Source organism: Candidatus Bathyarchaeia archaeon, from assembly GCA_038882715.1.
GTDB lineage: Archaea > Thermoproteota > Bathyarchaeia > Bathyarchaeales > DTEX01 > DTEX01.
This window is the reverse complement of the sequence record JAVZNR010000015.1, coordinates 1-21,985: the sequence shown is the minus strand read 5'-3', so window position 1 is coordinate 21,985 and position 21,985 is coordinate 1. Positions and strand designations below refer to the sequence as shown.

Genomic DNA, 21,985 nt, shown 5'->3' with positions numbered 1-21,985 from the left:
CCAAGTATCTCACCGGTGAAGCCCAGCCTAAAAATTCTCCTTTAAACTCGCCTCTCCACATGCCCATTCCCCTAGTCGGCACAACAGTAAAAGATAGCTCACCATTATCGACGGTTATTACGTCAACCCCATCCGATAGACCCCCGTAGAGTCTGCGCTTATGTATCCGCCAGCCCCCATCTATTCCAAGCTCATCGCCACTTATACTCCAGTTCTCCACATAGGCTCCGCTGTCAACATCCATTAAAACCTTAGAGTAAATGCGCTGTTTCCTCTCAGACATATCCATTTCGGACACCACCATGCTAGAGATTAAACTAATCTTTAAGTCTTCATCTTTATCTGCTTAAACTTTTAATTATTCGCCTCAATTTTCAGGGAAATATTAAAAGCCCGCACGTATGCGGTAGACAAGGATAAATATTCACCTTAAAATATAGGGAAGAGCAAACATAACCGGGGATACGCGATGGATAGCAGAAAAAGAGTTTTAGCGGCGATCAACCTCTCTAAGCCCGACAGAGTACCCTTAATGCACTCGCCTCTGCCAGGAGCTCTCATGAAGTATGGTGAACGATTAATAGAGATTTTCAGGAAATATCCTCATGACTTCGGTCCTACTGAATTCACGGTGCCAAAGCCTGAAGAGCTCCCCGCCGACTATAAGGCTGGCGTCCATAGAGATAGCTGGGGCACAGTATGGGCGTCCACGGTTGATGGAATCCACGGTCAGGTTGTAGACCACCCCATCAAAACCATTGAAGATTATTCAAGATATGAGCTCCCGCGGCCGCAGCGAGACCTAGAGGAATATAGGGTTAGACTAAAGAGGCATGCTGATGATCTCAGGGCTAAAGGCTTCTTCGTAATTCTGGGCTTCGATCCTGGAAATTTCTTCGAGAGGCTTCAATGGCTTAGAGGCTTTAGAAATCTCATGGTTGACTTAATTAAGGGCCGTAAAGAGCTTGAGATCTTCGCGGATAGGCTCTTAGAATACTGTCTCTCCTCCCTCCAAACGGTGCTGGAGGCTAGGCCAGACGCCGTATCTTTCTCGGATGACTGGGGTACTCAAGACAGGCTTATGATAAATCCAAGTTTATGGAGAAGCTTCTTCAAGCCGCGGTATAGAGCTATGTTTAAACTTGTTCACGACCATAACGCATACGTGTATTTCCACAGCGATGGGTATATTATGGACATAATACCCGACTTGATAGAGATTGGGGTGGACGTTTTAAACCCACAGTTCTCGTGCCATAACCTTGAACTGCTGGCGGATAGCGTCAGAGGTAAGGTTTGCATATCAAGCGACATAGATAGACAGCATGTGCTTCCAAGAGGTTCTCCTAAAGATGTGGAAGCCTACGTTAAAATGGTTATAGAGCTCTTCGGATACGGAAACAGCGGGGGGCTAATAGGCCGCGGAGAAGTGAATATAGATGTGCCGCTGGAGAACGTAGAAGCAATGTACAGAGCATTCATGAAATACGGAAGATACAGCTGGCAGAGTTCTCCGTAAACATATATTTATTATTCTTAATGGTGCTCCTTTACATCATTTTTTAAATCCTTAATCTTGCATTTAAAGGCAAAATATTCTCCGCCAAACGGTTTTCTTCTATTCTCACATCTTTCTCTCGGGCAGTATTGGCAAGCAACATATCCTTTTCCTGTGGCGGCTAAAACGCCTGAAACCGACTTTCTCGGCACCATAAGATAGCTAGAAGTTAAGTGAACCCCTATGTTTCTAGGCGGATCCAGAATTCTGAAAAGTACTTCCTGCTGTTCAATGCCAAAGAGTTTACCCGTCCCTGTTCCGGGACCGAAGCTGGTAGCGGAGCCCCCTAAGCCCTTCTCTATAAGGGATCTAACATGCGCAGCGGCTTTTTCCAAGGCATAGTCCCCTATCCTCTCCATGATCCAGGCTTTTAGGATGCTTCCTTTAGCGTTCTCTGATATGTAATTCTCAAGTTTAGGCCCGATTGTCACCGCATACGGGGCAACAGTCTGCTCTATCTTCAACATGTCTGACAAGATTATGCTTTTGAAGGTGTGGCCGCTGCTCAGCGAAACCTCGTCCCCATCAATGGAGACGACTTTAAGAAAGGTGTAAACGGCTTTAGGTTCAATCAACGGGCGGCAAGCCTCTACGAGCCGCGCCACATCTGCTTCCCTCAGCCCCCTCGCATTTGAAGTCCGCATAAACTCTTCCAAGATTAGCTGCACCGGTATTGGGTCTACCACCACCTTCATAGAGACGCCTTCTCTCACAGCCCTTATAGATACCAATGATGGGGCAGCTTAAAAAGATTGATATTTAAAACTCATATAATTAACGGTCTTTAACATCAAACCAATATTGGGGAGACTCCAATAAATACGCTGTTAACTCAAACTTTGTTTAAATTACTGATAAAAATCTATTCCACATCATATTATTGAAGATTGAGGGCAGGCTCATTCACATACTTACTCAACATGTATTTGGTGGGCCGGGAGAGATTTGAACTCTCGACCTTTCGGTTTCTGAACTGTTTACGCCTTTATCAGCCGAACGCTCTAACCAAGCTGAGCTACCGGCCCATATTTCACAGCTATTCTTAATGGTTCCTTCTAATAAGAATTTTTCTTTTTCGGATAAAAGCTTATTTATCTGGTTTTCATCTTGTTTCATCTGGTGCTGATAGAATGTTTAACGTTGGTTTAGGCGAATGGAGGCTTAAGGGCACAACCACTGTGGCGTTTAAATGTATTGACGGGGTAGTCATGGCTACTGACACTAGGGCAACTGTTCTGCCTGGATTTGTTGCTCATAAAAAAGTGAAGAAAGTGTATCAGGTGACCCGTAATGTCGGTATGACTATTGCCGGTGTGCCGGCTGAAGCCATAAACCTGCTCGATATTTTGAGGGCTAATGCTACGCTGTATCAGATACAGCGTAGGAGGCTGATCCCAGTGAAGGTTGTAGCTAGTTTGGCTTCGGTGGTCTTGTTCTCGCAGAGGCTCTTCCCCTACGAGGTTCAAGTAATCATAGGCGGGTACGATGATGAAGGCTACCACCTGTATTCGCTTGACCCATTTGGCAGCGCTATAGAGGATAATATGATCGCGACCGGATCCGGATCGCCGGTAGCGTATGGAGTTTTGGAGAGCGGATATAGGGATGAGATAAGGCTTGAAGAGGGCATAGCGCTTGCCGTGAAAGCCATCAATGCCGCCATCAGAAGAAACGTATTTACGGGCGACGACTTCAACATAGCGACAATAACTATGGAGAACGGGTACGTTGAGCTTTCAGAAGAAGAGAAGAGGAAAATAATCAGCAAAATATTATCTTAAGTTTCTTGAAGAAAGTGCCTGCTCAGTAAATTAAATCTATAAGATCTTTTAGGTTTCTTATCTTCACTAAGTGTTTTTCCCTAATTTTGTCTTCTCGATCCAGCAGTACTGCTTTTAAGCCAGCGTTTAAAGCACCGAAATAGTCTTTCTCCAAACTGTCTCCTACAAACATTGCTTCTTCCGGTTTAATGCTAAGCGCTCTTACAGCGAACATGAATATCTCTGGATCTGGCTTAGGCTTCCCAACCGCATCAATACCAACGGTTACATCAAAGACAACTGGTATTTTTATCCTTTTAAGGATCTCCTCTACATCTTTCTCAAAGGCGTTGGTTACAATACCCGTTTTCAGCCCCATTTCATAAAGCTTCCCTAGTGTTTCCTCAGCGTCCGGGTAGAGCTCTATGTCAGCGTTATCCCACCATTCGTCGACGAGGGCTTTGGCGAGAAAATCGGCATCATCATGTATGTGGAGAGCCTCTAATATTATCCGGTTCCATTTAACCCAAAAATCATAGTATGAAAGGCTATACTCTTCTGGAGCCATGCTTCTCTCGGCTTTCTCGTGCGCTAGAGCTATATCCTCTATGGGTTTGATTCGCCCATGCAATGCTAATATTTTTCCTATGATTTCTGGCGGAGAAGCCGTTTTAATTAGCGTGCCCCCCAGGTCAAAGAGCACGGCCTTTATCACCATTCGGCATCACCGCGAAAGGACGCTTAAGATTAAAAATATTTTTGTGAGAGCCATATGTGTTTATTGTTAACGGGATGATTAAGTGTTGCTGACGTTAATATTGGCTGAGTCGGCGCTGGAAACTATACCTCAGGATCTCTGGGATCACCCCGTGATTAGGCACTTCTCTAAACGCGTAGGAAAGCATCCGAGGCTAATAATTCTCGACAGATCTCACCATCACTACGCCATGAAGGATCTTGAAAATAACATTAAGCGCGGCAGACCCGACATAGTGCACCTCAGCCTACTAGAGGCTTTAGGCTCACCGCTGAACAAGGAAGGGCTTCTAAGGGTCTACGTGCATACGATCAGCGACCACGTGATTCATATTTCCCCAGAGACAAGACTGCCAAAGAATCTTAATCGATTCATAGGGTTAATTGAAGACTTATTTGAGCATGGAAGGGTTCCGCCAAGAGGCAAACCATTATTAACTCTTGAGGCGAAGACCCTGCCAGCGCTCATAAATGAGCTGAAACCAACCTACACAATTATATTTGATAGACCTGGAAAGAACAAAACCTTTGAAGAGGTTGCCTTAAACCTTAAGGGTCAGGAGAAGCCATTGGTGATTGTTGGCGGCTTCCCCCACGGCGAGTTTAGTAAGGCAACTCTAGAGCTGGCGGATGAGGTCGTATGTGTTGATCCTGAAATGCTTGAAGCTTGGACTGTTGTCTCACGTATAATATATGAGTACGAGAGGGCGATAAGTTTGCCTAAAACGCGTTTAGAAAAATGTTCTAGTGCCTAAACCCAACGCCAAACCCTTCTTCCATAGAATATTTCTGGTAGAATGAATAGCCCTGAAAGCGATGCTATTATGGTTACCGCCCAGTCGAATGGGTTGTCTAGCCAAATCGTTCCGAATAGCCCGAAGAATGGCACTAGGATTGTAGCCACCCCGGAAATGAAACATGCTAAAACTAAGAACTTATTGGTTAGAGGGTTGAGTCTAAAGGCTCCGCGCTTCTCTGATCTGCAGTTCCATACAACAAATATCTCTTGGAGAGTTGCTCGTATGAAGGCCATAGTTCTAGCCTGCTCTAGGGTCTCACCTAATATATAGCGTTGCCAATAGAATAAGCCTCCAGTCAAAAGGAACTGAAGCGTAAACGTGACTATTATCGACAGCATCCTGCCATGTAAAATTCCTTCATTCGGATTTCGCGGAGGTCTCTCCATAATATCCTTGTCAGGAGGATCCACCGTTAACGCTAGAGCTGGGCCACCGTCAGTAACCAAGTTTATCCATAGAATCATGCCAGCTGTTAATGGTATCTCTAGTCCTAGTAGGGCGAACGTTCCTATCAGAAATAGCTCATCGAAGTTGCATCTCATTAGGAAGAAGGCGAATTTTCTAATATTATCGTAGATTGCGCGTCCACCCTCAACAGCCTTTACAATCGTCGCGAAGTTGTCGTCGGCTAAAATCATGTCAGCCGCCTCCTTAGTTACGTCTGTGCCAGTTATCCCCATAGCTATGCCTATATCCGCCTGCTTAAGCGCCGGAGCATCATTAACTCCGTCTCCAGTCATAGCTACTATATGACCCTTCTTCTTTAGGGCTTTAACTATCCGCATCTTGTGTTCAGGTGAAACCCGCGCATAGACTTTAACGTTATCAACTATTTTCTCGAATTCTTCATCGCTTATCCTGTCAAGCTCTTCGCCAGTTAAAGCTATATCGCCTTCACGCATAATGCCGATCTCTTTCGCTATCGCTATGGCCGTTAGCTTATGGTCGCCTGTGATCATAACCGTCTTTATTCCAGCTTTCTGGCAGATCTGGTTGGCTATCTTGGTCTCCTCACGCGGCGGATCTATCATCCCAAGCAGTCCAATAAAAATCAGCTTACTCTCAACGACATCATGATTTTTATTATCCTTTAATTGTTCAACATCCATTTCAGTGAGCTCTCTATACGCAACCCCTAGAACCCTTAGAGCCTCGCTTGCCATCTTCTCATTAACGGAGAGAATATCACTTTTATCTTTCTCGCTAAGCCTTTTCGGCTTTCCGTTCTTCAGCACATGTGTACAACGTTGTAAGACTACTTCCGGAGCACCCTTCATGAACGCCACTATATTCCCATTGTTAGACTTATGGATCGTAGTCATCCTCTTTCTCTCAGAGGTAAACGGAACCTCGTAAACGCGTGGATAAATTTTCTCCAGATCCTCCTTCCATAATCCAGCTTTAGCTGCCGCAACAATCAAGGCCCCCTCGGTTGAGTCCCCCATAACGCTCTTACCATCGTACTGGGCGTTTGTGCATAGGGATGCTCCTGTTAAAAGCAGACTTAAACTCGGATGATCTTTAATATCCGTTTTTTCATTTCCCCGTAGAAATTCGCCTTTGGGCTCATAGCCAACTCCGGTAACCTCGATGATCTCTCCATCAACATATATTCTTCGAACGGTCATCTCGCCTTTAGTTAAAGTTCCAGTTTTATCTGAGCATATAACTGTCACCGATCCTAAGGTCTCAGCCGATGAGAGCCTTCTAATTATTGCGTTACGCTTAGCGAGCTCCCTAGCGCCCAGAGCTAAACATACGGTTACGATGGCGGGCAACCCCTCCGGCACCGCTGAGACAGCTAGAGCAACAGCCGTGAAGAACGCGTCCATTAGGTTTCCCCTTCCATGGAAATATATGTCAATGGCTTCCAGCGCGAACACTATTATACAAATTACGACGACTATTATGGCGATTTTCTTAGCAAACTTCTCGAGCTTAATTTTAAGCGGGGTTTCTTCCTCCTCCATCTCCTGAACCAGCTCAGCGATCTTTCCAAACTCGGTTTTCATGCCGGTTGATGTGACAACGGCTTTTCCACGTCCATAAATCACGTGGGTAGCCATGAAAACCATGTTTCGCCTGTCGCCCACCGGGGCGCTTTCCGGAAGGGCGCCGAGGTGCTTTTCGACAGGGGTTGACTCACCGGTTAGAACAGCCTCATTAGTTTTCAACTCAACAGCTTCGATTAACCTCGCGTCGGCGGCTACGCGGTCACCTGTTTCAAGCACCAGTATATCTCCCGGAACAACCTCTTCAGCCGATATTACTACGCTGTGGCCATCGCGTATTACCGTAGCCTTAGGGGCCGTTAGTTTGCGCATCGCTTCAATGGCCTTTTCAGACCTGTACTCTTGAACGAAGCCTACAATGGCGTTTAATATCACTATGGCCCCTATTGTCAGAGCGTCAGCGTAGTCTTCTGTTGTTGGAGGCTCTGGCTTGGCAAAGGCCATAACGATAGATATTATAACGGCCGCGATCAGCATTAAAACGAAAATATCCCTAAACTGGTTTAGAAATATCTTTATGGGGCTTACGCCGCCCTTAGAAATAAGCTTGTTTGGACCATATTCCAGCAGCCTCTTCTTGGCTTCTTCAACGCTAAGACCGTTACGTGAGGTTTTCAGGGCTTCTAAGGCTTCCTCTTCGCTCATAGCGTGCCACGCTTTGTTCAAGCGGGATCTCCTCTCTTGCTTAAGCTGAGATTCACAAAAATGTTATCTGGAAGATATTAATTTTTCTAAGCCTTAAGGCTTAATCGCGCAGTATTATTTTTCAGTGGGCTTGCCTATTTTTAACTATGAGCGGCTTAAATTTGTTTGAGGTGGAATAGCTCATGGTTAGAAGGATAGCTATAGGGGTGGATCTGGGCGGAACAAACGTTAGGGTTGCGCTGGGAGACAGCGATGGACGAATACTGGGGAAAATCGTTGAGAAGACGGAGAAGGGTAGGGGGGCTGAGGGCATAAGCGAACAGATAATTAAAATGATCCGTGCCATTACGGCTGAAAAAGTTAGCTTAAAGGATATTGAGGGCATAGGCATAGGTTCCGCTGGCCCCTTAGACATTAAGAGGGGCGGCTTAATGAAGCCTACAAACCTGCCTTTTGATTTCGTCCCGCTTGTTAAGCCTATAGAGGATGAGTTCGGTTTACCGACAAGACTGCTTAATGATTGTGTTGCAGCCGTTATGGGCGAGAAGTATTTCGGTTTAGGTAAGAGCCATGACAACCTCGTTTACGTGACGATCAGCACCGGTATAGGTGGCGGAGTATACGTTGACGGACACCTATTGATAGGTAAGGACGGAAACGCCCATGAAATCGGGCACTTCACAATAGATTTTGAGGGTCGGCTCTTATGCGGCTGCGGTAGGAGGGGGCATTGGGAAGCCTACTGCTCCGGTAACGGGATACCGAACTACTCTAGGCTGATTATAGAGGAGGAGGGGCTCATGAAGATTGAGGGCAGCCAACTAATAGAAGATATCCGCAGAGAAGGCTATGCGAACTTAACCGCTAAAACCATATATGATTACGCTAAATCCGGAGATGGGGCGGCAAAAAGGATCGTCGAGAGAATCGGTGCTCTGAACGCCATAGGCTTCGCATGCGTTATCGACGCCTACGACCCGTCATTAATAACCGTCGGTGGATCAGTAACACTAAACAACCCCGATTTGGTCATAAACCCAGTTAAACGCCACGTAGATAAGCATGCGAGGAACAGGGTGCCGGAAATCACACTTACACCATTAGGTGAAGACGCTGTGCTCTACGGCGCTATAGCATCAGTTTTCCCTTGGGAAGGTTAAAGCCGCCTACGCTATCGCCGCTTAGCCGGGGATGCGAAGAGAACCATACCTATAATCGCTGTAGCTGAGAGTGTAATGCTATATTTTGCCGCCATAGCGGAGCCTCCTAACTGCCACAATAATCCTACGAGGGAATTAGCCGCTAAAAACGCTGAGCCGACCACCAGATAGTATATGCCGTAAGCTGTCCCCATTAGGTCGCTTCTCTCAGCGTATTTTGGAATTAGGGCCCTTTGAACAGTCTCAAGTATCCCCATGTATAGCCCGAAGAATAAGGCTATCATAAATGCGTGAAGCTGATTTTTGGGCAGCCAATAGATAAGTAGGCATGTTATGAGGAATGTTCCGTAGCCTACTGCGAGAACCCTCTCGCGTCCTACTTTATCTGAGAGTATTCCGGATGGTATAGCGATCAGCGTATGTGTCAGGTTAATGATTAGATAGACCATTGGGATCAACTCGTCAGAAACCCCTGATTCCCTAGCGTTGAGCAGTATAAATGAGAAGTTGAAGGCGCCTAGAGAGAAGACTCCAACTATTAGCAGCAGTAGGATAAACCTTCCTCTAAAGACCTCTCTAAGGTTATTCATCATCCTAAATTTTTCTGAAACCTTACCAAACCTTTCCTGAACCATGAAGACTAGGATTATTAGGGCTATTGAACCGGGTACGAATGAGAGCAGGAAGACCATTCTAACCGATAGGCCTAAAAGGAGAATTATTGACGCCAGCAGAGGCCCAATTATGGCCCCACTCTGGTCTAGGGTTCTATGTATGCCGAAAGCCATACCCCTTTTCTCCTCAGGGACAGAGTCGCCTAGCAGCGCGTCACGCGGCGCTGTCCTAATAGCTTTCCCAACCCTATCGGAGACCCTTATCACCAAAGCATCCAAAACCGATTGCGCAGCAGCGAAGAAAGGCTTAGCGACATTTGAGAGCGCATAACCAATCGCGACAATAATCTTTCTCCTCCTAAGCCTATCTGAGATAAGGCCAGACAAGGCTCTGAGCGTGTAGCTTAAGTTTTCGGCCAACCCTTCAATTAAGCCGAGCGCCGCGGCGCTTGAGCCCGGAAGATCGAGTATAAACGTCGGGAGAAGGCTGAAGACCATTTCGCTTGATACGTCGGTGAAGAGGCTGACTAAACCTAGCGCTATAACATTCCTGAAAAGCCCCTTTTCAGCAGGAGCCTTCTTACTGATTGAAACCATATGTCAGCCTTCATTAGGAAGAGAGCTTTTTAAGATTTAGACGCGCCAATAACATATAAGATTTTACTAAAGGGCAGCACGGCTCTCTGAACTATTCCGTTCAGATGGCTGAACGAATGGTAAAAATCTTATCTTTATGAATTTTTAATTAATTTTTGGGATGGGATTTGAGGGCCATAGTTTATTATGATGTTGGAGATTTTAGGCTTGAGGATATCGCAACCCCTAAGATAGGATTAAAGGAGATCCTCGTGCGCGTTAAAGCATGCGGCATATGTTCAACGGATCTCTACAGGGCTGAATACCGTCGGGCCAAACCTAGATCCGTCTTAGGGCACGAGATCTCTGGAGAGGTTGCGGAGGTAGGCTCTGAAGTCAAGAGGTTTAATGTCGGCGATAGGGTCGCTGTTCTCCATCACGCCCCATGCGGAGCATGCTACTACTGTATGCATGCGCAAGAACCTTTATGCGAACAGTACCGGCGCACAAATGTTGACCCAGGCGGCTTCGCTGAATATATACGTGTTTCATCCGAACTGGTTGAGAAGACCGTTGTCAAAATACCGGAGAAGATGAGTTTTGAGGAAGCCACAATGATCGAGCCGACGGCATGCGCCGTAAGAGCCATCTCGAAAAGCCGTGTTTTACCGGGAGATACGGTTTTAGTTATAGGAGGAGGCCCCCTAGGCTTATTGAACGCTCAGGTGGCTAAAGCCTATGGGGCTACGCAAGTGATCGTCAGCGATCATCATGATTTTCGGGTCAAGATAGCTGAGAAGGTCGGCGTAGATTACGCGTTTAACGCCAAGAAAGTTAATATTGAAGAGACCGTGAGGGAGCTGACCGAGGGACGCGGTGCAGACTTAGTCGTGGTCGCCGTCGCCTCAAGCAGCGCTGTTCAAGAAGGCTTAAAGGCTGTGAGATGGGGTGGAAAAGTATGCGTCTTCGGGGATTTCAGAGATGTTCCTCAGCCGAACCTCGATGTTGATCCAAAGATCATTTTAAGGGATGATGTAACGATACTTGGGAGCTGGGGTTGCGCTCCCTACGATTATTACGCGGCTTTCAATCTAATAAAGTCGGGTCGAATCAAAGTTAAAGAGATGATAACGCATAAGTTTCCTCTGGAACAGTTTAATGAAGCCCTGAAGGTCATTTTGAGCAAGGAATGTATGAGGGTAGTCTTAGAAATCTAAGCAATTTTAACTCTTCCTAAATCAACGCGTGAACGAATAAGACTATGAAAGGCTCCGCCCCATCATTCTTTAAGCCGTGAGGATCCTCGCCTGAAACATATAGCGTTAAGCCTGGTTTAGCCTGAATCTCCTTATCTCCGACAATTATTGTTCCATTTCCAGAGATTACATAATATATTTCCTCGCGATCTGGGTGAGTATGCGGCGGAAAAATTCCGTTCGGCGGTATCTCAAGCAGCCCGAACCCTGTGAACCGCTTGCTTCCCACATTTTTCTGCTCGATGATCCGCTTAATGTTTGAGACGCCTTTTGGGTACGGTGTGAAGGGCACCTTATCTGACTCTATTATAACCCACATTCCCCATCACATGATAAAGATTAATCTTTAGTCTTAAAAAGTTTAGTTATCTATCTTCTCATGAAGAACGGTAATCTCTTTCTCCGAAGAGTCTTCATCATCTTACGCATAAGCATATACTGTTTAAGCAGATCCTTAACATCCTTTTCGCTCGTCCCCGAACCCCTCGCTATACGCCTTATCCTCGAAGCGTTTATTATCTGCGGGTTCTCCCTCTCCTCAGGGGTCATCGACTGAATGATCACACGCCACTTCTCCAAGCGATCTTCAGCTACGCTAATTAGATCATCTGGAACTTCGTAACCTAAACCCGGTATCATTTTAAGAACCCGGCTGAAGGGGCCCATGCTCCTTATAGCCTCAAATTGCTCATACATGTCTAGAAGAGTGAACTTGCCGCTCAATATTGCTTTAACCCTCTTCTCGGGGACTCTCGCTTCAGCCTCTTTAACCTTCTCAACGAGACTCTGTAGGTCGCCCATTCCAAGTAGCCTTCCAACGAAGCGCGGGGGGTCGAAAACCTCTAGATCGTCGATCTTCTCCCCTGTCCCTATGAATTTTATTGGCACCCCTGTGGCTGCGACAGCGGAGAGAGCTCCACCGCCCCTCGCTGAGCCGTCCAGCTTCGTAACTATTATTGATCCGAGAGAGGTTGCTTCATGAAAGGCTTTAGCTTGGACAGCTGCCTGCTGCCCGATTGTTCCATCAATAACCAATATTACCTCATCTGGTTTTATAGCCTCTTGAAGCATTTTCATCTCTTCTACTAGGCTCTTCTCGTCTTTGTGTCTTCCAGCAGTATCGACAATTACGACATCATAGTTTTCAAACTTCTTTAAGCCATCTAACGCCACCTTAACGGGGTTCCTCTCTTTTTCATCGCCGTAAACCGAGACGTTTATTTGCGCGGCCAGCTGACTTAGCTGCGCTAGCGCTCCGGCCCTGAAGGTATCCGCGCATACAAGTGCAACCTTTAAACCCTTTTTCTGGAGGTATCTTGCTAGCTTAGCGGCTGTCGTCGTCTTTCCAGACCCCTGTATTCCCACGAGCATGAGGACGCTTCTCTTCCCCGGGGTAACGTTGAGCGGAACCGCTTTTTCGCCAAGTAAACGAACAATCTCCTCATAGACAACTTTGATGACGTGCTCTTTTCTCGGTATTCCCGAGGGGATTTTCTCCTTTAAGGATCGATCCTCTATCCTTTTCGATAAATCGAGAACAAGTCTAACGTTTACGTCTGCCTGCAGAAGGGCGCGCTGTAAATCGCGTATAAGTTCTTTAACAACGTTCTCGTCTACAGTTGAAGCCCCAAAGAGCTTCTTAAGTGACTCATATAGTGATGAGCCAAGCTTCTCTAAGACCAAACCTCATTCTCCGCTTGGAGCTAATTTATGTTATATTAGGAGTTTATCGTTACGGATAAATCTATCCTCTACTTCAAACTTTAGTTTGAGGTAAAAGCGTATGGCTACTGCTAAGAGAAGCAGTACCATTGATTTGAGAAGCGATACAGTCACCTTGCCAACCGAAGAGATGCTTGAAGCCATAAGAAACGCTGAGCTAGGCGATGACGGCTATAGGGAGGATCCAACGGTTAACAGGCTTGAGGAGATGGCTGCCAAGAAGATGGGTAAAGAGGCCGCCCTGCTTGTTCCAAGCGGAACGATGGCTAACCTAGTATCCCTTATGAGTAATACTAGGAGAGGCGACTGCGTGATCCTAGAGGCTGAGTCACATATATATTGGTATGAGGTTGGCGGTGTATCGGCAATAGCTGGACTACTGCCTTGGCCAATGAAGGGCTATATGGGCGCCCTAGACCCTAAGGATGTTGAAGCGGCCATAAAGCCAAAGAATATACATTTCCCTGAGACAACGCTCGTCTGCATCGAGAACACGCATAATAGGGCTGGTGGCACAATTATTACACCACAGCAGATCGAGGCTTTAAGTAAAGTCACAAAGGAACATGGTTTAAAGCTATACATGGATGGGGCTAGGATATTTAACGCCGCGGTCGCCTTAAAGGTCGATGTTAGAGAATTTACTAGGCACGTGGACAACCTGATGTTCTGTCTTTCTAAGGGGCTTAGCTGCCCCGTCGGCTCGCTAGTTGTCGGAGACAGCGATTTTATTGAAAGGGCTAGGAAGACTAGAAAGATTCTTGGAGGCGGAATGCGGCAAGCTGGAATCATTGCTGCCCCCGGCATAATCGCCCTTGAAAAAATGATAGATAGATTGGAGGAAGACCACGTGAATGCTAGAATTTTAGCCGAGGGGATAGCGAAGATTGATGGGTTATATGTGGATTTAAGGAGGGTTCAAACAAACATTGTATTGGTTGACGTCAGCGGTTTAGGGGTTGACGCAAACACGTTTATTGCCGAACTCAAAAAGCATGGTCTCCTAGCATCGTATCACAGCAAAACAATAGTTAGAATGGTAACGCATTATGGGATTGTGAAGGAGCATATTGAAAAAGCCTTATCCATAATCGAGGATGTAACAAAATATTTGAGGGATCAGGTTAACTCTTAGCTTCCCTTAACGCGCATTATCTTTTTTCTCCCCATTATCTGCCAGTATTCGACTTCAACGCCATTAGCTATCTTAGATCTAATGTCTTCTTCCTGCGGTATAGGTGTCTCAAAAACCTCGTACGTCTCCAGATCCATAAGTTGAACACTATTCGATAGGACAGCTATCACCTGCCCACTCCTCTTCTCAATTATTGGAACATCAACCTTAGCGTCCACCGGCTTCACAAAGCTCCTCTTAACACCATCGAATACGCCAAGCCCCACAACTCTAGCCTTAGCTGAGCCATGCTTTCCAGGCTTGGACTTGGTTATCTCAACTATGTGGCATGGTTCTTCGTCAATAATAACATATTGGCCTTCCTTTAAGTCTCCAACATCAACAGGTCTGCTCATATTCTTCCACCACTCTCTTAATGTTTAATAATTTTTTCTCCTAAATATTTTATGTTTCGTGCGGTGAGAACTTGAATGGAACAGTCGGCATTGTCGCACGTTTAGACCGCGCGGAAGCCCTTGCCCTAGCGCTAAAGATATCGGAGACCTTTGAATCAAACGGTTTTAAAGTGTTTTTCGAATCAGGGTTGGCTGAGAGGAGCGGTAAGCATAGATATGCGAGGCCTCTGGAAGAGATGAGCGTGGATCTGGTGGTTACCATAGGGGGTGACGGAACAATCCTTAAAACGTGTCTTCGTTTACCTAAACCTGAGCCCCCTATACTCGCAATAGATATGGGCGCTAGAGGCTTCCTCACAGAGGTTTCTCCCGAAAAAGCTTTAGAAGCCGTGGATCAATACTTGAGGGGCGCATATCATATTGAATCCTGCAGTAAAATCGCCTGCTTCGTCGGTGAAAATAGGCTTCCCGACGCTTTAAACGAGATCTTTATAACGTTGAGGCACCTTGCAAAAATACTTCATGTCAAGATATGGAGAGATAATGTGGAAGTTGCAGAGTGTAGGGCTGACGGGGTTATAATCGCCTCGCAGGTTGGCTCCACAGCATATTCTTTCTCCAGCGGTGGCCCTATCATTGACCCTGAGGTCAACGCGCTTGTTTTAACCCCAGTCTGCCCGGTGAACCTTATTCGCCCAATAGTCTTCCCCCCAAATTCAAGCATAACTGTTGAGGTTCTTAAGCCGAGAGCCGCTAAGATAGTTATCGACGGAGACTATCAGAAGAACATAGGTGACAGCGAGACAAAAATAACTGCGAGAATATCAGAGAATAAATCTAGGTTTATAAGGTTTAAACCCGATTTTTATAGGCGCCTAAAAGATAGGCTACTATTTCCTAGAGAGGAAGAAACGTGGCCGGAAAGCGTAAAAGCATAGTGCTTGACACCTCGGCTTTTATAGCGGGATTTGACCCGCTGGCTCTCAGCGAAGAAGTATACTCTGTTCCAGAAGTTGGAGACGAGCTGTTGGAGGGATCCATGCCTAAAATACGCTTTGAAACCTCCCTAAATAGTGGAAAACTCAAAGTCATTGAACCTGAAAGCAAATACGTTGAGCATGTCAAGATGATTTCAAGCGAAGTTGGAGACATAAGTTTTCTATCCAAAGCCGATCAATCAGTTTTAGCCCTAGCATTACAGTTAAAGAGTAAGGGGCGAAAAACAGTAATAGCCACAGACGATTACTCGATACAAAATGTCGCGGAGAAAATGGGGCTTGAACACATGTCTCTAGCAAACTTAGGCATACGATATCAGCTACATTGGTTACTCTACTGCCCAGCATGCGGCAAAAAATATCCACCTGACGAAAAAACAATGGTGTGCAGAAACTGTGGAACAGAACTCAAGAGGAAACCTGAGAAAAAAACACTGGTCAAGAAAAGAACATAGCTACTAAGTGTAGAGGCAAAAAAGGAGAAAGCCAAGAAACCTAACCTGCCAAGGGGGGAGATGAGAAGGGGGTTGGCAGGTTAGGTCTCTTGGCTAGGAAGATAAAAATGTCAAGTTTCTTTAATAAATTTTTCTATTTTTAAACAAGGCTTATTTTTGGCTATTTTTATAGTATTTTTCTTTTTTCAGGGCATTTTTTAGGGCTTCGACGGCAAGTATAGCGTTTTTTCTGCTAGAATTTACTCCCATTAGTCCTATGCGCCATATTTTTCCCTTAAGTTCTCCTAGCCCTCCACTTATCGTTATGTTGTATTCCTCGCGGAGCGTTCTTCTCACATTTTCGTCGCTTACGTTTTCCGGAACCTTGATGGCTGTTATTGCAGGGCAGATATAGTTTTTGTCTGTGAAGATTGTTAAGCCCATTTCTTCAATCCCGTTCACCAGCAACCGCATATTCTCCTTGTGTCTCAGCCATCTATTTTCCAGTCCTTCCTCATAAAGTAATCTTAGCCCCTCCCTCAATGCGTAAACAAGCAGTATCGGCGCCGTATGATGATATATCCTATTGTTTTCAATCCAATATTTCTCTATTGTCGATAGGTCAAAGTACCAGCTCTGGACCCTAGTACGCCTATTTCTGATGACGCTCATAGCTCTTTCACTTACAGTTATGGGCGCGAGTCCAGGCGGGCATCCTAAACATTTCTGTGAGGCGCTGTAACATATATCTATGCCCCATTCATCCGCCATAAGCTCGCATCCGCCCAGCGAGGTTACTGCGTCAACAAGTAGTAGAGCATCATATGCATGAGCAATTTTAGATATTTCTTTAAGCGGCTGAAGGACTCCAGTAGACGTTTCTGCGTGAACTATTGCAACTGCTTTGGCGTTAGAGTTCGCTAAAGCCTCTTCAACATCCTCCTTCTCCACTATTTTCCCTAATGGTGCTCTAACCTCTATGCTTCTTCCACCACAACGCTGAACCATATCGCTCATTCTCTCGCCGAAGAAACCGCTGATGCAGACCACCACTTCATCATTTCTTTCAACAATATTGCATATAGCGCTCTCCATGCCGGCTGAACCAGTCCCAGATATCGGGAAAGTTACCTTATTTCCAGTTTTAAACGCATATTTCAGTAGCTCAACAGTCTCGTTCATAACTTCGGAGAAATATGGATCTAAGTGTTCAACTATTGGGAGCGCCAAGACCTTTAAGACTCTAGGATCTATGTTGCTCGGACCAGCGCCCAGAAGCAGCCTTTCAGGGGGCTTCAAATCACCGTAAGCCTTCATGCGCTTCCCCAACTCCTGTTAAAGGTTGGTGAGATCACAAAACTTAGGAAATAATCGTTATGGAAAATATAAGCTTTTTTAGCCCTCGGTAATCGCTATCCTTAAGGGTCAAAGGGGATAGAAGGGCTTAATAGTGGGAAGCATTTATTTGGGATTCTAATAGAACATTTGGGTTGAAGGGCTCTTGATGATGAGAAGAAGGTCTCCACTAAGAGTTTTAATAGTGACAACGGTTTCCCACGTTATGCAGCACATTTACGTCGGTTCATCGGTTCTTTTGCCGCTGATAATCGCGGACCTAAAGTTAAATTATACCGAGTTTGGCATAGCTATGGCGGTTTCATCTCTGCTCGGCGGCTTATCACAAATATTTTTCAGCCTAGCCAGCAGAAGAATCGCGAGGCATGTTCTTCTAGGGCTCGGCAACATTCTACTGGCTTTAGGAACATTCTTAACCGGGTTATCCCGCAGGATGCTGGATTTTCTAAGCGCTAGGCTCCTCTCAAATATTGGTGTTGCACCACAACATCCAATGGGAACAGCGATAGTCAGTGAGAACTTCGATGAGAAAACCCTTGGAAGGGCATTGGGCTTCCACTACGGCTTAGCATACATGGGAAACATAATCGGTCCGGCAATCATGACTTTACTAGCAGCCGTTTTCGGGTGGAGGAACACGCTCTTCATATTCTCTATACCGGCCCTAGCCGTAGGTTTAACTGTGATATGGTATCTTGGAGGTATAAGAAACATGTACGGTAGAAGCATGAGGGTAGAAGATGCAAAGAGCAGTTTAAGGAGGGACGCGCTTACGCTATTGAGAAAGAGGGATGTTACAGCGATACTATCCGCCCAAGCATTGCTTTCAGGCGGAATAGACATAGGCATATTGACAACATATATCCCAATCTTCTTAGCCAGCTTTCTGAACATGGATGTTTATGAGAGAGGCGTGGTTTACACGATCGGGCTTCTAGGCGGGGTTATCGGACCCGTTTTATTAGGCAACTACGCTGGGCGCATAGGATACATTAAAACATCATCAATATCTGCGTTGTTTGCATCCACGCTAACGCTTCTACTGATTCCATATGGTCCGAAAACAAGCAGCATTTTGGTTTCGGCACATCTATTCCTGTTAATGTTTACGAGCTTCTCGCTTCCAACATTACTACAATCGCAGCTTGTTAGGGTTTCCAGCGGCTATGATAGGGATCTGGCCGTCGGAATATTCTTCACCGTGGGCTTCGCATTCGGCTCGCTCTGGACCGGAATTATAGGCTACATGGTGGATAAATACTCTTCTTTTCAACCTGCCCTTCTACTCATGGGGACTCTTGGATTCTTAGCCCCGATTGTACTTACAGCTCAAATTAGGAGAAGCGGATAGAACCCTTCAGCCTCAATAGTTTTCACTTAGCTCCAGCAAAAACCTACGAACCTCATTTTCATGAACAGGGATCTTATATCTTCCATTAATCGAAGCCATTTCGCCTATCCGCTTCGGGAGAACAAACATCAAGGTGCCGCCTTCAACCTTCTTGTCGTAATAAAGCGCTCTAATTAAATCATCTATATTGAAGTCTATTTTGAGGGGTAAACCGAGCGAAAACAGCAACTTATTTTGTCTCTCCCATTCATCAGCTGTCCAAAAACCTTTTTTAACAGCAATCCAGCCGGATATCCTCATGCCAACCGAAACGGCTTCACCGTGCGAACACTTATAGCCGCTGAGCCTCTCAATAGCATGCGCCGGAGTATGCCCGTAATTCAGAATAGATCTTTTATTCTCCTCTAAAGGATCCTCCTCAACAATCTCCTTCTTTATCATGCACGACCTACTTATTATGTGAAGTAGGGCTTCCTCATCAAGATTCCTTATTTTCTCGACATTATGTTCCAGGTACTCGAATAAATCTCGATCCCGGATCACGCCGTACTTAACAACCTCTGCGAGGCCGCTGACATACTCTCTTTTCGGAAGAGTTTTCAGTAGCGACGGATCAATGTAGACTCTTTTAGGTTGATGAAATGAACCTATAAGATTCTTGCCTTCCTCCGTGTCAACAGCCGTCTTGCCGCCTATACTGCTGTCAACCTGCGCCAGCAATGTCGTTGGAACCTGAATGTATGGGATGCCGCGCATGTAGATTGATGCCGTGAAGCCGCCGACATCTCCAACAACCCCTCCCCCTAAAGTAATGATCGCTGATCTCCTATCGATCCTATATTCAAGCAGCTTTTTGACAAGATGGGTAACCGTGTAAATATTTTTAGATTCTTCACCAGCTGGAAAATCTATTAGGCAAGCGTCAATGTTTTCCTCGCTAAATTTTTCTAAAAGCCTCTCGCCATAAACATCTTTTAATGCTGAGTCAGTTATTATCGCATACTTATTTCCTATAGGATTGGCTTTTAAGTCGGCTGGTATATTGTCAAATAGGCCAAAGCCCACGAGAATATCATATGACTCGTCAACAACTCTGCTTAAATTTAATCGTAGAACCCTTATCATCCGCCTTCACGTCTCAAAGCGCCCTACCTATTCTCCATAAACACGTTGAGTTAATAAGTATTTTCAATGCAACAGCGTTGAAACGGACAGCTAAATGCGCTTTGTGCTTAATGTTTATGCTGAAAAGATAATAAATAGATATGCTTAGTAATCTTCCATAGAGTTCAACATGTGAATCTTCTTGCATACATCGATTATCTTTTTAAGTTCTGGGGGAGTTATCATTTGAGGCCCATCTGACAGGGCTTCATTAGGGTTATAGTGAACCTCTATCATCAACCCGTGTGCGCCAGCGGCTATAGCTGCTTTGCTCATTGGATAGATTAGGTCTCTGCGCCCAGTGCCGTGGCTTGGGTCAACTATTATAGGCAGATAGCTTTCCCCTTTTATCACCGGTATGGCGCTTAAATCTAAGCTGTAGCGCGTAAACTGTCGCCCTCTACCAACCGGGATGATGCCTCTTTCACAGAGAATTATATCCTTGTTTCCCTGAGCCGCGGCGCGTTCAGCGAAGGAAAGAAACTCTTCAATGCTTGCCCCAAAGCTCCTCTTTATTAGAATCGGCTTCTTCTGCTTCGCAGCCTCCTCGATTAAGTCTTGGTTATACATGTTTCTCGCCCCTATTTGCAGTATGTCCACATATTTCACGACCAGCTCAACATGCTTCTCGCTTCTAACCTCAGATATCGTTGGCATACCAAATTCCTCGCCAGCCCTAGCCAAATATTCTAAGCCTTCCTCACCTAAACCCTGGAAGGAATGGACCGATGTTCTAGGCTTAAATGCCCCGCCACGCAGGATGTCTGCTCCGGCTTCCCTAACCTCTTTAGCGATTCTGAAAATCTGCTCTTTGCTCTCGATGGCGCATGGCCCAGCAATGAAGATCGGCTTATTCTTCCCGCCGATTTTAACGCCCTTAACCTCTATAACCCTGTCTTCTGGAAAGAAGGATCTGGAGACCAACCTGTATGGTGAAGTAATCCTATAGGCTTTCTCGACGCCGGGCAGCAGAGCCAACCTATCAAAATCCACCTTGTCCTCATCACCTATCAAGCCCAGCAGAGTTTGAAATTCCCCTCTTGAAACATCAACCCTCAAACCATAATTCTCTTCAACAAACTTAATTACACGCCTTATGTCTTCATCACTAGCGCCAGGCTTCATAACGATCGCCATATAACATCAGCCCCAACTTCTTCAGTCAACCGATTTTTAACGGACGAAAATATTTCTTTGGCCAAACAAAAATTTAAATTAATCGATGTAAAACAAGCTTAATAGAAAAAGCATATAATAATGGATGAATGCCGGGGTACCCAAGCCAGGACCAAATAAGGAGACTCCCCTTAGGTTAAGGGGGAGGACTTAAGATCCTCTGGCGTAGGCCCTCGTGGGTTCAAATCCCACCCCCGGCACCAATCCTTTTGCTCATTTTAGGCTTGTTTTTTGGCTGTTTTTGAGTAAGGAGTGAGCTTAATTCTTGCTTTGTTTTTGCCTGGGTTTCTATTTTTCTTTTCGGTTTGAACCCACACTTTAAATATTTCGGTACGCACTATTTTATTGTTGGTGTTTGGTTTGGTTGGTCGGACTGTTGAGGCCGTTTTAAGGGTTCTTTCTGATGGTGTTCCGCGGTCTTATAGGGATATTGTTGCCTCTACTGGTTTGGGTTTGAGGGCTGTTGAGGGCTGCTTATATAGGCTTTGGAGGAGGGGCCTAGTCTTACGGTCTGAGAAGCAGTTCATGGAGTCTGAGCGGGTATTTAAGGGTAGGGCTGGGGTATCGAGAAACCTCAGAAAATATTACCTATATGTTATTGCTCCTAAGGGTTGTGGTGAAGCTATAGTTAACGGTATTAGGTTTGTTGGGTTTACTTCCTCCCGGGCTAGTGGTAGGGCTGAGAGTAAGGCGCAGATAATTTATAGGTTTCTTGAGGAGAATCGTGATAGGGCCTTCTTTGCGCGTGAGGTTGCGGATCTTCTCGCTGATAGGGGGATTAGGCCGCCGGACGTCATGTCTAATGTTAGGAGGCTTGAGCGTAGGGGCCTGGTCTATGTTAGGGGTTATAGGGGTGTGGGGCGCGAGACGCCTTTTAGGGAGGGCTACATTATCACCTGGATCGACCCATCTAAGCCTAGGGAGCAGGCCATATCAGAGGCCTTCGAGAGGACTGAGAGGATCCTTGCAGAGAAGTCTACGCCGATAATTCAGCGCGTCCAGGCAGTTAGGGATGAGGTTATAAAGGCGCTTAAGGTTGGCGATATAGTGAGCCTAGAGTTCCTTAGGGAGAAGCTGGGCTGCTCTGAGTATGAGCTTGAGGGCGCTGTTGAGAGGG

21 protein-coding genes and 2 tRNA genes are annotated in these 21,985 nt (G+C 45.8%); 11 read left to right on the top strand and 12 right to left on the bottom strand.

All coding sequences use genetic code 11. The features are described 5' to 3' along the window. On the bottom strand, window positions 1–289 hold a 289-nt coding region (locus QXR61_08080; GenBank protein ID MEM3757903.1), incomplete at its 3' end, for a DUF4432 family protein. Between the two features lie 180 nt (window positions 290–469). On the opposite strand from QXR61_08080, the gene QXR61_08075 reads away from it, so the two are divergent. Further along, complete coding sequence (locus QXR61_08075) at window positions 470–1,519, top strand: uroporphyrinogen decarboxylase family protein (GenBank protein MEM3757902.1); 1,050 nt, start codon at window positions 470–472, stop codon at window positions 1,517–1,519. A 17-nt stretch (window positions 1,520–1,536) separates the two neighbouring features. Here QXR61_08075 and QXR61_08070 read toward each other — a convergent pair whose 3' ends face one another. Together QXR61_08070 and QXR61_08065 are read right to left on the bottom strand one after the other, a co-directional pair. Continuing rightward, complete coding sequence (locus tag QXR61_08070) at window positions 1,537–2,253, bottom strand: vitamin B12 dependent-methionine synthase activation domain-containing protein (GenBank protein MEM3757901.1); 717 nt, start codon at window positions 2,251–2,253, stop codon at window positions 1,537–1,539. A gap of 232 nt (window positions 2,254–2,485) precedes the next feature. Then, a tRNA-Ile gene (locus tag QXR61_08065) sits at window positions 2,486–2,583 on the bottom strand. A 105-nt stretch (window positions 2,584–2,688) separates the two neighbouring features. On the opposite strand from QXR61_08065, the gene QXR61_08060 reads away from it, so the two are divergent. Further along, window positions 2,689–3,339, top strand: coding sequence for a proteasome subunit beta (locus tag QXR61_08060; protein ID MEM3757900.1), 651 nt, complete (start codon window positions 2,689–2,691; stop codon window positions 3,337–3,339). A gap of 22 nt (window positions 3,340–3,361) precedes the next feature. Here the strand turns inward: QXR61_08060 and QXR61_08055 are convergent, their stop codons facing one another. Continuing rightward, entirely contained in the window at window positions 3,362–4,021 is a 660-nt protein-coding gene (locus QXR61_08055) for an HAD family hydrolase (protein ID MEM3757899.1), read from the bottom strand. 97 nt (window positions 4,022–4,118) lie between these two features. On the opposite strand from QXR61_08055, the gene QXR61_08050 reads away from it, so the two are divergent. Beyond that, window positions 4,119–4,829: a 16S rRNA methyltransferase gene (locus QXR61_08050; protein MEM3757898.1), complete on the top strand. Its 711-nt coding sequence runs from the start codon at window positions 4,119–4,121 to the stop codon at window positions 4,827–4,829. Here the strand turns inward: QXR61_08050 and QXR61_08045 are convergent. Continuing rightward, window positions 4,826–7,552 carry a cation-translocating P-type ATPase gene (locus QXR61_08045; GenBank protein MEM3757897.1) on the bottom strand — a complete coding sequence of 909 codons (2,727 nt, stop codon included), beginning with the start codon at window positions 7,550–7,552 and terminating at the stop codon, window positions 4,826–4,828. The two genes, QXR61_08050 and QXR61_08045, sit on opposite strands and share 4 nt — an antisense overlap. A 161-nt stretch (window positions 7,553–7,713) precedes the next feature. On the opposite strand from QXR61_08045, the gene QXR61_08040 reads away from it, so the two are divergent. Next, a complete protein-coding gene (locus QXR61_08040; protein MEM3757896.1) occupies window positions 7,714–8,691 on the top strand; it encodes an ROK family protein in 978 nt (325 codons plus the stop codon). Window positions 8,692–8,702: 11 nt separating this feature from the next. Here QXR61_08040 and QXR61_08035 read toward each other — a convergent pair whose 3' ends face one another. Then, a complete protein-coding gene (locus QXR61_08035) occupies window positions 8,703–9,902 on the bottom strand; it encodes an MFS transporter (protein ID MEM3757895.1) in 1,200 nt (399 codons plus the stop codon). A gap of 167 nt (window positions 9,903–10,069) precedes the next feature. On the opposite strand from QXR61_08035, the gene QXR61_08030 reads away from it, so the two are divergent. After that, on the top strand, window positions 10,070–11,098 hold the full coding sequence (locus QXR61_08030; protein ID MEM3757894.1) for an alcohol dehydrogenase catalytic domain-containing protein: 1,029 nt from the start codon (window positions 10,070–10,072) through the stop codon (window positions 11,096–11,098). A 16-nt stretch (window positions 11,099–11,114) separates the two neighbouring features. Here the strand turns inward: QXR61_08030 and QXR61_08025 are convergent, their stop codons facing one another. Together QXR61_08025 and QXR61_08020 are read right to left on the bottom strand one after the other, a co-directional pair. After that, window positions 11,115–11,456: a cupin domain-containing protein gene (locus QXR61_08025; protein ID MEM3757893.1), complete on the bottom strand. Its 342-nt coding sequence runs from the start codon at window positions 11,454–11,456 to the stop codon at window positions 11,115–11,117. 50 nt (window positions 11,457–11,506) lie between these two features. Continuing rightward, complete coding sequence (locus QXR61_08020) at window positions 11,507–12,820, bottom strand: signal recognition particle protein Srp54 (GenBank protein MEM3757892.1); 1,314 nt, start codon at window positions 12,818–12,820, stop codon at window positions 11,507–11,509. A 100-nt stretch (window positions 12,821–12,920) separates the two neighbouring features. Here QXR61_08020 and ltaE point away from each other — a divergent pair, with 100 nt between their 5' ends. Then, a complete protein-coding gene (gene ltaE / locus QXR61_08015) occupies window positions 12,921–13,994 on the top strand; it encodes a low-specificity L-threonine aldolase (protein ID MEM3757891.1) in 1,074 nt (357 codons plus the stop codon). Here the strand turns inward: ltaE and QXR61_08010 are convergent. Continuing rightward, the gene (locus QXR61_08010; GenBank protein ID MEM3757890.1) at window positions 13,991–14,389 is read right to left on the bottom strand and encodes a translation initiation factor IF-5A; all 399 of its coding nucleotides are present in this window, start codon (window positions 14,387–14,389) and stop codon (window positions 13,991–13,993) included. The genes ltaE and QXR61_08010 overlap by 4 nt on opposite strands. 71 nt (window positions 14,390–14,460) lie before the next feature. On the opposite strand from QXR61_08010, the gene QXR61_08005 reads away from it, so the two are divergent. Further along, window positions 14,461–15,327 (top strand): NAD(+)/NADH kinase, encoded by an 867-nt coding sequence (locus QXR61_08005; protein MEM3757889.1) that lies wholly within the window; start codon window positions 14,461–14,463, stop codon window positions 15,325–15,327. Continuing rightward, a complete protein-coding gene (locus tag QXR61_08000) occupies window positions 15,303–15,842 on the top strand; it encodes an NOB1 family endonuclease (GenBank protein MEM3757888.1) in 540 nt (179 codons plus the stop codon). Before QXR61_08005 ends, QXR61_08000 begins: the two co-directional genes overlap by 25 nt. A gap of 150 nt (window positions 15,843–15,992) precedes the next feature. On the opposite strand, the gene QXR61_07995 is transcribed toward QXR61_08000, so the two are convergent. Then, a complete protein-coding gene (locus tag QXR61_07995; protein MEM3757887.1) occupies window positions 15,993–17,138 on the bottom strand; it encodes an alanine--glyoxylate aminotransferase family protein in 1,146 nt (381 codons plus the stop codon). Between the two features lie 187 nt (window positions 17,139–17,325). On the opposite strand from QXR61_07995, the gene QXR61_07990 reads away from it, so the two are divergent. Further along, window positions 17,326–18,528 carry an MFS transporter gene (locus QXR61_07990; GenBank protein MEM3757886.1) on the top strand — a complete coding sequence of 401 codons (1,203 nt, stop codon included), beginning with the start codon at window positions 17,326–17,328 and terminating at the stop codon, window positions 18,526–18,528. A gap of 12 nt (window positions 18,529–18,540) precedes the next feature. Here the strand turns inward: QXR61_07990 and aroB are convergent, their stop codons facing one another. Then, window positions 18,541–19,653, bottom strand: coding sequence for a 3-dehydroquinate synthase (gene aroB / locus QXR61_07985; protein ID MEM3757885.1), 1,113 nt, complete (start codon window positions 19,651–19,653; stop codon window positions 18,541–18,543). 144 nt (window positions 19,654–19,797) lie between these two features. Further along, the gene (aroF, locus tag QXR61_07980; protein MEM3757884.1) at window positions 19,798–20,829 is read right to left on the bottom strand and encodes a 3-deoxy-7-phosphoheptulonate synthase; all 1,032 of its coding nucleotides are present in this window, start codon (window positions 20,827–20,829) and stop codon (window positions 19,798–19,800) included. 130 nt (window positions 20,830–20,959) lie between these two features. Between aroF and QXR61_07975 the strand changes: the two genes are divergently transcribed. Both QXR61_07975 and QXR61_07970 read left to right on the top strand, forming a co-directional pair. After that, window positions 20,960–21,071, top strand: a tRNA-Leu gene (locus tag QXR61_07975). Between the two features lie 157 nt (window positions 21,072–21,228). Further along, a partial coding sequence (locus QXR61_07970) for a hypothetical protein (protein MEM3757883.1) occupies window positions 21,229–21,985 on the top strand: 757 nt, incomplete at its 3' end.